This is a genomic window from Polaribacter sp. SA4-12, assembly GCF_002163675.1.
In the GTDB taxonomy this organism is placed as follows: Bacteria; Bacteroidota; Bacteroidia; order Flavobacteriales; family Flavobacteriaceae; genus Polaribacter.
Genome location: NZ_CP019334.1, coordinates 403,544 through 416,589, shown reverse-complemented (window position 1 = coordinate 416,589; position 13,046 = coordinate 403,544). Strand labels below are relative to the sequence as shown.

At 28.3% G+C, this 13,046-nt stretch carries 13 protein-coding genes; 10 read left to right on the top strand and 3 right to left on the bottom strand.

Going from position 1 to position 13,046, the window contains the following annotated elements; all coding sequences use genetic code 11:
- Nucleotides 1-2: 2 nt before the first annotated feature.
- Nucleotides 3-1,190 (bottom strand): tRNA 2-thiouridine(34) synthase MnmA, encoded by a 1,188-nt coding sequence (gene mnmA / locus BTO07_RS01875; RefSeq protein WP_087519612.1) that lies wholly within the window; start codon nucleotides 1,188-1,190, stop codon nucleotides 3-5.
- Between the two features lie 219 nt (nucleotides 1,191-1,409).
- Entirely contained in the window at nucleotides 1,410-2,129 is a 720-nt protein-coding gene (locus BTO07_RS01870) for a toxin-antitoxin system YwqK family antitoxin (RefSeq protein ID WP_087519611.1), read from the bottom strand.
- A gap of 34 nt (nucleotides 2,130-2,163) precedes the next feature.
- Here BTO07_RS01870 and BTO07_RS01865 point away from each other — a divergent pair, with 34 nt between their 5' ends.
- The 10 genes from BTO07_RS01865 (at nucleotide 2,164) to BTO07_RS01820 (ending at nucleotide 11,447) form a co-directional block, all read left to right on the top strand.
- Entirely contained in the window at nucleotides 2,164-2,760 is a 597-nt protein-coding gene (locus tag BTO07_RS01865; protein ID WP_087519610.1) for a hypothetical protein, read from the top strand.
- Nucleotides 2,761-2,805: 45 nt separating this feature from the next.
- Nucleotides 2,806-4,149, top strand: a complete 1,344-nt coding sequence (gene purB, locus BTO07_RS01860; RefSeq protein ID WP_087519609.1) for an adenylosuccinate lyase — start codon at nucleotides 2,806-2,808, stop codon at nucleotides 4,147-4,149.
- 2 nt (nucleotides 4,150-4,151) lie between these two features.
- Entirely contained in the window at nucleotides 4,152-4,634 is a 483-nt protein-coding gene (locus tag BTO07_RS01855; protein ID WP_232457070.1) for a hypothetical protein, read from the top strand.
- Between the two features lies 1 nt (nucleotide 4,635).
- Nucleotides 4,636-5,400 (top strand): TerC family protein, encoded by a 765-nt coding sequence (locus BTO07_RS01850; RefSeq protein ID WP_087519608.1) that lies wholly within the window; start codon nucleotides 4,636-4,638, stop codon nucleotides 5,398-5,400.
- A 5-nt stretch (nucleotides 5,401-5,405) separates the two neighbouring features.
- Nucleotides 5,406-5,720, top strand: coding sequence for a hypothetical protein (locus BTO07_RS01845; RefSeq protein WP_157663261.1), 315 nt, complete (start codon nucleotides 5,406-5,408; stop codon nucleotides 5,718-5,720).
- Nucleotides 5,721-5,881: 161 nt separating this feature from the next.
- Entirely contained in the window at nucleotides 5,882-8,146 is a 2,265-nt protein-coding gene (locus tag BTO07_RS01840) for a TonB-dependent receptor (RefSeq protein WP_087522523.1), read from the top strand.
- Between the two features lie 261 nt (nucleotides 8,147-8,407).
- On the top strand, nucleotides 8,408-8,986 hold the full coding sequence (locus tag BTO07_RS01835) for a hypothetical protein (protein ID WP_087519606.1): 579 nt from the start codon (nucleotides 8,408-8,410) through the stop codon (nucleotides 8,984-8,986).
- Between the two features lie 64 nt (nucleotides 8,987-9,050).
- Entirely contained in the window at nucleotides 9,051-9,560 is a 510-nt protein-coding gene (locus tag BTO07_RS01830) for a hypothetical protein (protein WP_087519605.1), read from the top strand.
- A gap of 18 nt (nucleotides 9,561-9,578) precedes the next feature.
- Nucleotides 9,579-10,010, top strand: a complete 432-nt coding sequence (locus tag BTO07_RS01825; protein WP_087519604.1) for a hypothetical protein — start codon at nucleotides 9,579-9,581, stop codon at nucleotides 10,008-10,010.
- A 105-nt stretch (nucleotides 10,011-10,115) separates the two neighbouring features.
- Nucleotides 10,116-11,447 (top strand): hypothetical protein, encoded by a 1,332-nt coding sequence (locus BTO07_RS01820; protein ID WP_087519603.1) that lies wholly within the window; start codon nucleotides 10,116-10,118, stop codon nucleotides 11,445-11,447.
- A gap of 257 nt (nucleotides 11,448-11,704) precedes the next feature.
- Here BTO07_RS01820 and BTO07_RS01815 read toward each other — a convergent pair whose 3' ends face one another.
- Nucleotides 11,705-13,012 (bottom strand): MFS transporter, encoded by a 1,308-nt coding sequence (locus tag BTO07_RS01815; protein ID WP_087519602.1) that lies wholly within the window; start codon nucleotides 13,010-13,012, stop codon nucleotides 11,705-11,707.
- Between the last annotated feature and the right edge of the window lie 34 nt (nucleotides 13,013-13,046).

The following is a 13,046-nucleotide window of genomic DNA, read 5'->3' as shown; positions in this document are numbered from 1 at the left end:
TATTAAGAAATTACTCCAGATCCTAATAATTCTTCATTTTGATACCAAGCCACAAATTGACCTTCTTGTATGGCAGATTGTTTGTTCTCAAACTCTACATACAAACCTGTTTCCACTTTATGCAAAACGGCTTTATCTAAAGCTTGTCTGTATCTAATTCTTGCTTCAACCGTCATTTTTTCTCCTGGTTTTAGCGTTAAATCTTCACGAATCCAATGAATTTCTTCATTAGAAACAAACAAGACATTTCTGTACAAACCTGCATGATTTTTTCCTTCTCCAGTATAAATTACATTTTCATCAACATCAGTTTCTATAACATATAATGCTTCTTTTGTACCACCTACATTTAAACCTTTACGCTGACCTTTTGTAAAATAATGAGCACCTTGATGCTTCCCAACAACTTTACCATCTTCTTTATTGTAAGAGAATTTTGTTGAAAAATAAGCTAACTCAGCTTCTTTGTTTTCAAACTGTGGCGTTGTTTTTGTATACTGCTCAAAATCCACAGGAATTGTAACAATAACACCTTCTTTTGGTTGTAATTTTTGTTGTAAAAATTCAGGTAAACGAACTTTACCAATAAAACATAAACCTTGAGAATCTTTCTTATCCGCAGTAATTAAATCTGCTTCTTTTGCAATTTCTCTAACTTCTGGTTTTGTTAATTCGCCAATAGGAAAAAGTGCTTTTACTAATTGTTGTTGCGATAATTGGCATAAAAAATAAGACTGATCTTTATTTGTGTCTTTTCCTGCCAATAATTTATAAACTGGTTTTCCGTCTATAATTTCTTCTCCTTTTCTACAATAATGACCTGTAGCAACATAATCTGCACCTAATTTTAAAGCAATGTCCATAAAAACATCAAACTTTATTTCTCTATTACAAAGTACATCTGGGTTTGGTGTTCTTCCTTTACTATATTCATCAAACATATAATCGACAATACGTTCTTTGTATTGATTGCTTAAATCTACAACTTGAAAAGGAATTCCTAATTTTTCTGCAACAATCATTGCATCATTACTATCTTCTAACCAAGGACATTCATTAGAAATAGTTACAGAATCATCGTGCCAATTTTTCATAAAAAGACCAATTACTTCATAACCTTGTTCTTTTAATAAATGTGCAGTAACACTAGAATCTACACCACCAGAAAGGCCAACAACTACTCGTTTCATTTTTTAATTTTGAGGATGCAAAGTTACAAATTTGTAAGAGATATTTTGATTGAAATAATTGATGTTTATATCGATTTGTTTTATGTAGAAATTTACTAGTTGGTTATTGGCAAGGATGAAAATTTCTAGATATATTTTTATTAATTCTTCAGAAAAAATACGAAGTAACAAACTCTTAAACTCTACAATTTTTATACTTTTGACTTTAAAACTCCAAAACTAATCCTCTTTCCTTTTAGTATACGTAGATTTTTTCTTCTTCTTTAATTGATCTTCAGTAGCTACCTCACCATCCATATAATACTCCCAAGTACCTATTCTTTTTCCAAATTTATAATAACCTGTTTCTTTTAAATCTCCGTTGAGTTCAAAATACTTTGCCAATCCATTTGGTTTTCCTTCTGTGAATGTAATTTCCTCAATCAGAATTCCTTTACTAGAATACTTACTTATAACGCCATCCTTTAATCCATTTTTATAAACTGCAAATTCAGTTACCTGTCCATCTGGATAATAGATTAATTGTTCTCCCTCTAATTTACCCTCTTTATAGTTTTCTTCAGACATTAACTCTCCGTTAGCATAAAAATATTTCCAATTTCCGGTACGTTTTCTACCATTTAAAACACCTTCTGTCTCAATTTTACCACTTAATGTATAAAATTGGACAAATAATGAGTCTGAATCTTCGAAAAAAGTTTTTATAATTACTGGATGATCAGACGCTCTAATGTCATAAAATTTAAATTCACCTACTTCTTTTCCGTTTTTAAATTCACCAACATACCGAATTCTCTTATTTGGATAATATTTTTTCCAAACTCCAGTTCTTTTCTTATTTTTATCAAACTGATTCAGTTTTTGAGCATTAATCGTTTCACTTGTAAAAAAACAAGCAAAAAAGGCTAAAACAAAAAACAGTCTTTTTATATTTATCATTTAGATAGAATTTTAGAACAAATATACATTAATAGTGCCAAAAAATAATCTCCTTTTCTTAACAGAACAACTCAATAACTTAGGTAGTGCTAAAAGAGAAAACCGACAAAGAGTTTCAAATATTGTATTAGAAAATCAAAATTTATTTAAAGAATTGGTTACCATTACTTTTGATGTTGATAATAAAGTATCTATAAAAGCTGCTTGGATTTTAGAATGGATTTGTACACACCATCATTTAGAATGGATTTTACCTCATTTAGATGAATTTACATCAAAAATTGAAACCGTAAAATTTGATAGTGCCATTAGACCTTGTGCAAAAATTTGTGAACATTTAGCAAATGCTTATTATTCCAAGAATGAGAATGAAGTAAAAGACCAACTCACAATAAACCATATAGATACCATTGTAGCAACTGGTTTCGATTGGTTAATTACACCTCAAAAAATAGCTGTAAGAGCGTATACAATGAATTTTTTGTATTTCTTCGGATTACAAAATGAGTGGATTCATCCAGAATTAAAACACTTGATAGCAACTAAAATTATACACGAAAGTAAAGGCTGTAAAGCGCGTGGAAAACATATTTTAGAATTGATAGAAAAACATCGAAAATCGACTTTATAAATCTGTTAAATTGACTATTTTTGCATTTAACAACATAACTAAAAAATGGAATTAACACAATTAAATGCCATCTCTCCTATTGATGGTCGTTATAGAGGTAAAATCTCACAATTAACAAACTATTTTTCTGAAGAAGCTTTAATAAAATATAGAGTTCGTGTAGAAATTGAATATTTTATTGCTTTGTGCGAAATTCCTTTGCCACAATTAGCTGATTTCAACAATGATTTATTTGATGATTTACGTAAAATTTATATCGATTTTACTGCAGCAGATGCTCAGAAAATAAAAGATATTGAAAGCATTACAAATCATGATGTAAAAGCTGTTGAATACTTTATCAAAGAAAAATTTGACGCTTTAGGTTTACAAGCTCATAAAGAATTTATCCATTTTGGATTGACTTCTCAAGACATAAACAATACTGCAGTTCCGCTTTCTATTAAAGAAGCAATGAATGAAGTTTATGTACCTCATTATTTTGAAGTTTTAGAAAAATTACAAGAATTGGTTGTTGAATGGAAAGACATTTCTATGTTAGCAAGAACGCATGGTCAACCTGCATCTCCAACAAGATTAGGTAAAGAAATTGAGGTGTATGTAGTTCGTTTAAAAGAACAATTTAATTTATTAAATGACATACCAAGCGCTGCTAAATTTGGTGGTGCAACAGGTAATTACAATGCACACAAAGTTGCATATCCAAATATCGACTGGAAAGAATTTGGAAGTAAATTTGTACAAGAAAAGTTAGGTTTATACCACTCTTTTCCAACAACACAAATAGAACATTACGATCATTTAGCGGCATTGTTTGATAACTTAAAACGTATCAATACAATTATACTAGATTTAGATAGAGATTTCTGGACGTATGTTTCTATGGATTATTTTAAACAAAAAATTAAGGCTGGTGAAGTTGGTTCTTCTGCAATGCCTCATAAAGTAAATCCTATTGATTTTGAAAATTCTGAAGGAAATTTAGGATTAGCAAATGCAATATTCGAACATCTTTCTGCAAAATTACCTGTTTCTCGTTTACAACGTGATTTAACAGATAGTACGGTTTTACGTAATGTTGGTGTACCTTTCGGACATACAATTATCGCTTTTACTTCTACTTTAAAAGGATTGAATAAATTATTGTTGAACAAACAAAAATTTGAAGACGATTTAGAAAATAATTGGGCTGTTGTTGCAGAAGCAATTCAGACAATTTTAAGACGTGAAGCATATCCAAATCCTTATGAAGCATTAAAAGGATTAACAAGAACTAATGAAAAAATCAATCAAAAATCAATTGCGAATTTTATTGATACTTTAGAAGTTTCATCAGAAATTAAAGAAGAATTGAAGGCAATAACGCCTGCAAATTATACAGGAATATAATTATGAAAAATATAGAAAAGAGAAAAAAGAACATAGAAATTTCTACTTTCAAACAAAAAAAAGGAATAGCGATTTTATTGAGTCTATTTTCTCTTCTCTTTGTTCTTTTCTCTTGCAAATCAGAACTTAAAGATAATTCTAATCGATTTAAAGAAGGTGTTTTCGAAATTCCTGCAGGTGAAGGTTATAGTAAAACCATCATCACAAGAAAAGATAGCATCCAAATTGAAGAATATGAGAAGATTGTAAGTATTTCTAATGATAGTACTTCAGGTGTAAAAAGAATTAAACATATTGATACATTATATATCAAATGGAAAAATAATTTCTTTTATTCTTTGAAGATGAAATCGCCAAAAAAAGAATTGGACAAAGATCCAATTTATGTGCAAATAACAGAAGTAACAGATAATTCTTACAGCTTTAAAGCAAAAATTGGTTTTAGTAAGTTTGCAACAGATGGTACGATTTATAAAGTAAAATAATATGGAAATTTTTGCTCACGCTGATACTTGGGTTGCCCTATTAACATTAACGTTTCTAGAAATTATTCTGGGTATAGATAATATTATTTTTATATCAATATCTGCAAATAAACTTCCTAAAAATCAAGTAAGAAAAGCAACTCTTTTGGGTTTAGCTTTAGCAATGATTACTAGAATATTATTGCTTTTTAGTATTTCTTATCTAATCGCTTTAAAAGAACCTTTTTTAGAATTAAATTACGGTTGGCTTAAAACAGCATTAACGGGGCAAAGTATCATTTTATTTTTAGGAGGTCTTTTTCTGCTCTATAAAAGTACCAAAGAAATTCGTCAGAAAGTAGAACATACCAATGAAGATCAAGTATTAAAATCTCCAAAATTAATATCATTTTCAAACGTAATTATTCAAATCATATTAATTGATATTGTTTTTTCTTTTGATAGTATTTTAACTGCTGTTGGTATGACAAATGGTATAAATGGAGCATTACTTATTATGGTAATTGCTGTAATTATTTCTATCATTATTATGATGATTTTCTCTAAACCGATCAGTCATTTTGTAAATAGAAATCCTACAATTCAAATGTTAGCATTGTCTTTTTTAATATTAATAGGTTTTATGCTAATTACAGAAGGAGCACATTTATCACACACCGAAATTTTTAACAAAACTGTAGGTGTTATTCCAAAAGGATATTTGTACTTTGCGATCGCTTTTTCATTGGGTGTAGAAATGCTTAATTTAAAAGTTAGAAAAAAATAAACCGATTGCATAAAAAAATATTTAGCGTTTTTTTCCTTTTACTATTGATGATACCAACATCAATAGAGATACTGCACGATTTAGAAAATCATGAGCATAGTGTTTGTACATCTATTAGTGAACACCACATACACAAACAACATGTAGATTGTGATGAGTTTCACAAGCATCTTACTATATTTTCTATGGATTTTACATCTAATTTTGATGTAATTCCAACACACTTTTACACGACTATTTTTATTGATAAACCTCAAGTTATAAAAGAAGTTTATCATTCTAAAAAACACTCTAGAGGTCCACCAAATTTTACTATTTAAATAAAATTCTCTATAAAAACTGTGTCTGTTCTAGAGCAGTGGAGAACTTTCTAGGTAATCTAAAAACTAATAAACCTTTCAATTCCACTCTAGGAAACAAACTGATGGCTTATTACTTTTTAGAAAAAAAATACTTTTTAATAAATAGTAAAATTCAATTCATGAAAACATTCATAAAATTGCTACTTCTAGTAGCAGGCTTTTCTGTTAATGCTCAAAATAGCATTTCAGGAAAAATCACAGATATAGACAATAACCCTATCTCTGAAGTACAAATAAACACACCAGAAATCCATAAAGGAACCACTTCTAAAGAAGATGGAACGTACGTTTTAAAAAATATCCCGAAAGGAAAAATAAAAATTACTTTTTCTTACTTAGGATATAAAACAGTTTCAAAAGTAATTGAAGTAGATGCTGATACACTTTTAAACATTCAATTAAAAGAATCGTCTTTTGAAATGGATGAAATTATTGTTTCTGCACCTTTTAATAAATTACAGTCAGAAAACGTAATGAAAGTAGAACGATTGTCTGCCAAATCTATTCGAAAATTAGGCGCTACAACACTTTCAGAAGGAATTACAAGTATTGCTGGAGTATCACAAATATCTACAGGATCTTCTATCGGGAAACCCGTAATTAGAGGTTTAAGTGGTAATAGAGTTTTAGTGTACACACAAGGAATCCGTTTAGAAAACCAACAATTTGGTGGCGAACATGGTTTGGGTATAAATGATGCAGGAATTAGCAGTATAGAGGTTATAAAAGGACCTGCTTCCCTACTCTATGGTTCTGATGCTTTGGGTGGAGTTTTGTATATCAACCCAGAAAAATTTGCCTTAGAAAATAGTAATAACATCAATTTTAATCAACGTTTTTATAGCAATACTTTAGGTACAAATTCTTCTTTAGGATATAAAACATCTAGTGATAACTGGAAATTTTTAGCAAGAGGAACTTTTGCTACGCATTCAGATTATAAAATTCCAACAGAAGAAAGAGTTACAAATACGCGTTTTAATGAAAGAGATTTTAAAACAGGAATTGGATATTCTAAAGATAATTTTTCATCAGAAATTAGATATAATTATAACAAATCGAAGTTAGGTTTGCCAGAAGAAGGAATAACTGAACAATCTAAAAGTAAATCCTTATTAGAGCCGTATCAAGAAATTGATAATCATGTTTTAAGTTCTCACAATCATATCTTTTTTGGAGACTCAAAGTTAGACATCGATTTAGGATATACTTTTAATGACCGACAAGAATTTGAGGAGCATCACGAAGACGAAGACCATGATGAAGATGAGCATGAAGATGAACACGAAGAAGGTGAAGAAGCTGCATTAAGAATGAAGCTAAAAACGTATACTTATAATGTAAAATATCACTTTCCAAAAGTTGGTGGTTTCGAAATTTTATCTGGTGTGCAAGGTTTATACCAAACAAATACTAATTTCGGTGAAGAAATCTTAATTCCTGATGCAACGATCAATGATTTTGGAGTTTTTACAACTGCAAATTACACTTGGAATAAAAATACTTTACAAGCAGGAATCCGTTTTGATAATAGAAGTATTGTAACAGAAAGACATGAAATTTCGCATGAAGGAGATGTGCATGTTTTTGAGGCTTTAGATAAATCTTATAATAGTTTTACAACTTCTTTGGGTTTGAAAACTTCTATTACAGATAATTTTACGTCAAGAATAAATCTTTCTTCAGGTTTTAGAGCGCCCAATTTTGCAGAATTAGCTTCTAATGGCGTGCATCATGGTACAAACCGATTTGAGAAAGGAAATAGTGATTTAGTAAATGAAAAAAATACACAAATTGATCTTTCTTTAGAATATAAAACCGATCATTTTGAGTTTTTTGCAAACGGATTTTATAATTATTTAAACGATTATATTTATATAAACCCAACTGGGGAAGTTGAAGACGGAGAAGATGTTTATAGTTACATTCAAGAAGATGCCAAATTATATGGTAGCGAATTTGGGTTTCACTTGCATCCGCATCCTTTAGATTGGTTGCATTTAGAAAGCTCTTTTGAAACCGTTATTGGTAAACAAGATAACGGAAATTATTTGCCTTTAATTCCTGCGAATACTTGGAAAAACACTTTTAGATCTGAATTTAATATTAACAAGTGGTTGCAAAAAGGATACAGTTCTGTCACTTTAGAAAGTACTTTTGCTCAAAACAATGTTGGCGTTTATGAAACAGATTCACCAGCATATAACTTAGTTAATTTAAGTTTTGGAGGAGATATTATAGTAAACGATATCACGTTTTCTACAAGTTTATCTGTAAATAACCTTTTTGATAAAGAATACATCAATCATTTATCTCGCTTAAAAGCGGATGGAATTTTAAACCAAGGAAGAAACATTGTGTTAGGTATTAACTTTAATATTTAACAAAATAGCTTTTTAAAATCTCCTTTGGGCGATTGAAAAACCTTAACAAATACATATTTTAAAGCGTTGCTTCTGCAACGCTTTTTTTATTGCGGAAAAATGCACTTTAGACTACGGTTTTCCGTAAAATAATGGGGTTACATTTCGTACTTTTACTATACTGATATTTATACTTGAGGAAAAGACAATGAAAAAAATATTAGTAAATTAAAAGAGAGTTTTGTTCTCTTATAACGAGTACAATATTAAAGAAAAATAATTATGAAGAAAACATTAATACTATTATTAGCAATTAGCATATTTAATTCTTGTTCAGTAATTAAACCATATCCTCTAGAAGAAAATGGTTTTTTCAAAGCAAAAAAACAATCTAAAACGATTGAATCTATAGGTTTTGATTTAGATAAAAACAAATCGTTATTAGTGGTTAATGGTCAAGCATTTGTTAATGGAAATGATTATCCTCGTGAAATGATTAATAATATTGGTTATTTTGAAAATGTGTTAACTCTTCAAGATTTTAAGAAAGAAATAGTTAAGAACAACAAACAAGATGAAATTGGCTCTATATCTGATGATTTAGGACTAAATAGAGCATATAAAAAACATAGACCTTTTTTATACGTTTACTTCAAGATAAGAGAAGGCAAAAGAAAATTTCCTGCTGTAAGATATTTGCAAATAATTATGTTAAACCCAGATAATTTGGAGGAAATTTTTATTGCAGAAACTTTTATGGATAATTATTTAACGGGTGTTGGAGCTGAAAATACTTACAACCCACTATTCAATGAATTAATAAAGTATATTAGATTAAATTCTTATTATACAAACGATTAATAATTAAAACATTGTACAAACACGTTAGCAACAATTATTAAAACGAAAAATTACAAGAGATAATATGTTTAAAAAAATATGGAAAGACCCTGTTGGTAGTAAAATAATTGCTTGGTCAATTATTGGTTTGATAGGACTTACTTCTATTAAAATAACAAGTTTTGTTAAAGGAATTACTTTCAATGAAGTATTAAAAATTATTTATGACTTTAAAGTAAGAATTATTTATGTTTTAATAGTACTTTTCTTAATCTTCATATTCATTCGTGTTATCAAAAGAAAAAAGAGTTATTATTCAAAAACTCAAAAAAAAATAATGAAATTTAATAAAAAACTAGACGAAGAAACTGAAATTTCATACAAATGGAATGTTTACTTCAAAACGAATGGAAATCCTTCTATCACTGATTTGGAAATGTTTTGTAATAAACACAATGATGTTCCACTTCGATTTATAACTAACAGATGCCCTGTTAAAAGTTGTGAGAATTCAAGAATTAGAATCAGTGAATCTAGAATTAAAAATAACATAGAATCTATACTTATTAATAATTGGGAAAATCTGAATGCATAGAAATACAATCAAAAATTAATGGAAGAAAACAAAAGCTTTTTAAAATGGCAAAATATTCGAATTTCACAATTAGGATTTGCAAATAATTTAATCATTGCATTAGCCATAGGATTGTTAGGCTATATAATTGACTTTATTCAAACAGATAATTTAACTTTAACTTCTGTACAGAAATTTTTATTTTGGATAGGTTGCAGTCTAATTATAATATCTATCGGTTTAGGAATTTTTGTAGTTTTAAATAGACTCGAGGATTTTAAATTAACTGCTAGAATCGCAAGAAAAAGAGAGACAGAAGAACTAAACGAAATTGAAAGTGACAGAATAAAATCAAAAAAACTTGGAAAAATAACTTGGAATGGATTTATTTGGCAAATTGTTACATTCATTGTTTCATTTTCACTTCTTATAGCAATGGTTCTAATTTCTTTAAAAGACATTATTACATAGGAAAAAAGAATAAAAAACTGTTGCCAACACCGTATAGTAAAAATTGCTAAATTATTACACTATTAAAAGTAACTTTCAATACATAATTAAACAGAAACGATAAATATGAATGGAGAAGGATTAAATGAAAACCTACATAGATTTTTAAGACACTTAGATTCAATTAAAGATACTTTACCTATGACTATGCTTTTACTTAAGCCATATCAAAAAAAAGCAACGGAAAAGTTTCAAGATTTTTTAAAAAATAACATAGATGAGATTGAAGATGAAGAAGGTAAGAAATCAATATCTATAAAATATGAAGATTCCAAAATATTTGAAACTTTATCAAAGAATTTTGAGATTTCAGACTTGGCTTCTAAAATAATACCTGAAAGTTTATTTGTTTCCCTAATATCTCAATACGATGCATTCTTAAATAAACTACTGAGAGAATTATTTAAAATTAGGCCAGAATATATAAATCAATCAGAAAGAGAACTAACATTTTCTGAATTAGTTAAATTTGAGTCTATTGAAGATGCTAAAGAATATATTATTGAAAAAGAAATCGAAAGTATTTTAAGGAAAAATCATATTGAACAATTTGATTATCTTGAAAAAAAAATAAAAATCCCTTTAAGAAAAAATCTTCCAATTTGGACAACATTTATAGAAATCACTCAAAGAAGAAATTTGTTTGTTCATTGTTATGGAATAGTATCAAGTCAATATTTAAAAGTTTGTAACGAAAATAATTGTGAAATTGGAGAAACAAAATTAAACGAAAGGTTAAGCACAAAATTACCATATTTCATTTCTGCTTATAAATGTCTATATGAATTGACTACAAAGTTAACGCATACTATCTGGAGGAAATTATTACCAGATGATATTAAAAATGCAGATAGAAGTCTAAATGACATTTGTTTTGATCTATTAAGTGCAGAACATTTTAAATTAGCAGATATTTTATTAGAGTTTGGTTGCAATCAAAAAAATCATTTTAATGATTCTTTTAAAAATGTTTTTGTTATTAATCAATCTCTTTCAAAATATCTACAAAAAGATAAAGCCAAAGCAAAATTAATTATTGATTCAAAAGATTGGAGCGCAAGTAGTGATGATTTTAAATTAGCACATTTAGTACTTACTGAAGATTTTGAAAATTGCTATAAATTAATGGCTAAAATTGGTAATAACGGAGAAGTTGACAAGGAAAACTATAAAACTTGGCCATTATTCTCTGAATTACGAAAAGAAAATAAATTTAAGGAAACTTACAAATCAATTTTCGAAGAAGAATATACCGTATTAGAAATACCCAAAAGACCAGTTCAAGAATTAATTGATGACTTAACTGCTAAAAATCCTGAATTAAAAAATAAGACTGTAAAAAAAGAATTATCTAACAAACAAATTCGAGATAAAGAGGAAATAAGCGTAATGAAATAACGAAGAACAACACCTTGCATAATAATGGTTAGTTCTAGCCTACTTAATAAAAATTTTTGCAAATTTTATATTCATTTTTATTTACTAAATTAAGTGCTTAAACTCAATTAAACCAAATCAAAAATAAATGACCTATAAATATTCTATTTGCCATTCCGAAAAAGAAAATATTGAATATCTAAATAGTCCAATATCGGAAAATCAAATCCTAGAAATAGCAATCAAAAAATTAAATAAAAAGAATTAAAAACCCAATTCTATCTTACGTATTTTGTTTTCTTAATTCTACTGATAGATATAAAAGCTGCTAAAAAGAAAACGGCTAAAGCTAACACACTAGATTGTATGGATATCATAGAATTTAATACTCCAAATGTAACCATACCAATCACCAACGCAATTTTTTCTGTAACATCAAAAAAGCTAAAATAAGAAGCATGATCTTCTGTTTGTGGTAATAGTTTAGAATACGTAGATCTTGCCAAAGATTGAATTGCACCCATTACTAAACCAATTAAAGCACCTAAAATATAAAAATACATTTCTATATGAGGTGTCTCTTTTGTTAGGTTAAAACCAATAAAACAGACCAATCCCCAAATAGCAATTGCTATTTTTAAAGATTTTATATTTCCTATTCTATTAGAAAGTCTAGAAAAAAGAAAAGCACCAAAAATACCTACAAATTGCACGAGTAATATGGTCATTATTAAGTTTAAAGTTTCTAAACCTAAAACGGTTCCAAATATACCTGCCATTAAAATAATAGTTTGTACACCAATACTCAGTAAAAAGAAGGATATTAAAAATATCTTTAGTTCTCTATAGGCAAATAATTCTTTTGCTACTTTTTGTATTTCTTTAATTCCTTTAATAAAATGATTGTCTTTTGGCAATACCTTTTTTTCTTCATTTGGTAATTTAGCATACGTAATTTGAGCAAAACCAAGCCACCACAAACCAACCAAAACAAATGATAATTGAGAACCAAATTGTTTATCATACATACCAAAAACTTCTGTTTCAATTAAAACCAAACATAAAAGCAATAGTAAAATAGAACCAGAATAGCCTAACATAAATCCTTTTGCACTTACATTATCTTGCTGCTCAGGATGTGCAACTTCGGGCAAATAGGCATTGTAAAAAACAATACTTCCCCAAAAACCAATACTTGCTAAAATGGTAAATAGAATACCTACCCAAAGTGTTTCTTTTCCTGTAAAAAAGAAGAGACACATTACAGAAATAGATCCTAATAAACAAAAGCCTTTTAAAAATTTCTTTTTATTACCTGCGTAATCTGCAATACCAGATAACATTGGCGATATTAATGCTACAACTAAAAATGAAAATGCCAACGCATAGTTATACAAAGTAGTTGGTGTCCATAAAGTTCCTAAAAAGGTAATTTTACCCTCTGCATTTGCAAAACCTTCTGAAGATGTTAAACCGGCGTAATAAATAGGAAAAACGGCGGTACTAATTACTAAAGAATATACTGAGTTTGCCCAATCGTAAAAAGCCCAAGCGTTTATTAATTTTTTATCACCAATTTTTAACATAGAATCTATTTTATAAAAAAACCGTTCAAAAATA

Coding starts and splice junctions, on each gene's coding strand:
- mnmA (WP_087519612.1), bottom strand. CDS start 1,190: ATGAAACGAGTAGTTGTTGGCCTTTCTGGTGGTGTAGATTCTAGTGTT.
- BTO07_RS01870 (WP_087519611.1), bottom strand. CDS start 2,129: ATGATAAATATAAAAAGACTGTTTTTTGTTTTAGCCTTTTTTGCTTGT.
- purB (WP_087519609.1), top strand. CDS start 2,806: ATGGAATTAACACAATTAAATGCCATCTCTCCTATTGATGGTCGTTAT.
- BTO07_RS01855 (WP_232457070.1), top strand. CDS start 4,152: ATGAAAAATATAGAAAAGAGAAAAAAGAACATAGAAATTTCTACTTTC.
- BTO07_RS01850 (WP_087519608.1), top strand. CDS start 4,636: ATGGAAATTTTTGCTCACGCTGATACTTGGGTTGCCCTATTAACATTA.
- BTO07_RS01840 (WP_087522523.1), top strand. CDS start 5,882: ATGAAAACATTCATAAAATTGCTACTTCTAGTAGCAGGCTTTTCTGTT.
- BTO07_RS01835 (WP_087519606.1), top strand. CDS start 8,408: ATGAAGAAAACATTAATACTATTATTAGCAATTAGCATATTTAATTCT.
- BTO07_RS01830 (WP_087519605.1), top strand. CDS start 9,051: ATGTTTAAAAAAATATGGAAAGACCCTGTTGGTAGTAAAATAATTGCT.
- BTO07_RS01825 (WP_087519604.1), top strand. CDS start 9,579: ATGGAAGAAAACAAAAGCTTTTTAAAATGGCAAAATATTCGAATTTCA.
- BTO07_RS01820 (WP_087519603.1), top strand. CDS start 10,116: ATGAATGGAGAAGGATTAAATGAAAACCTACATAGATTTTTAAGACAC.
- BTO07_RS01815 (WP_087519602.1), bottom strand. CDS start 13,012: ATGTTAAAAATTGGTGATAAAAAATTAATAAACGCTTGGGCTTTTTAC.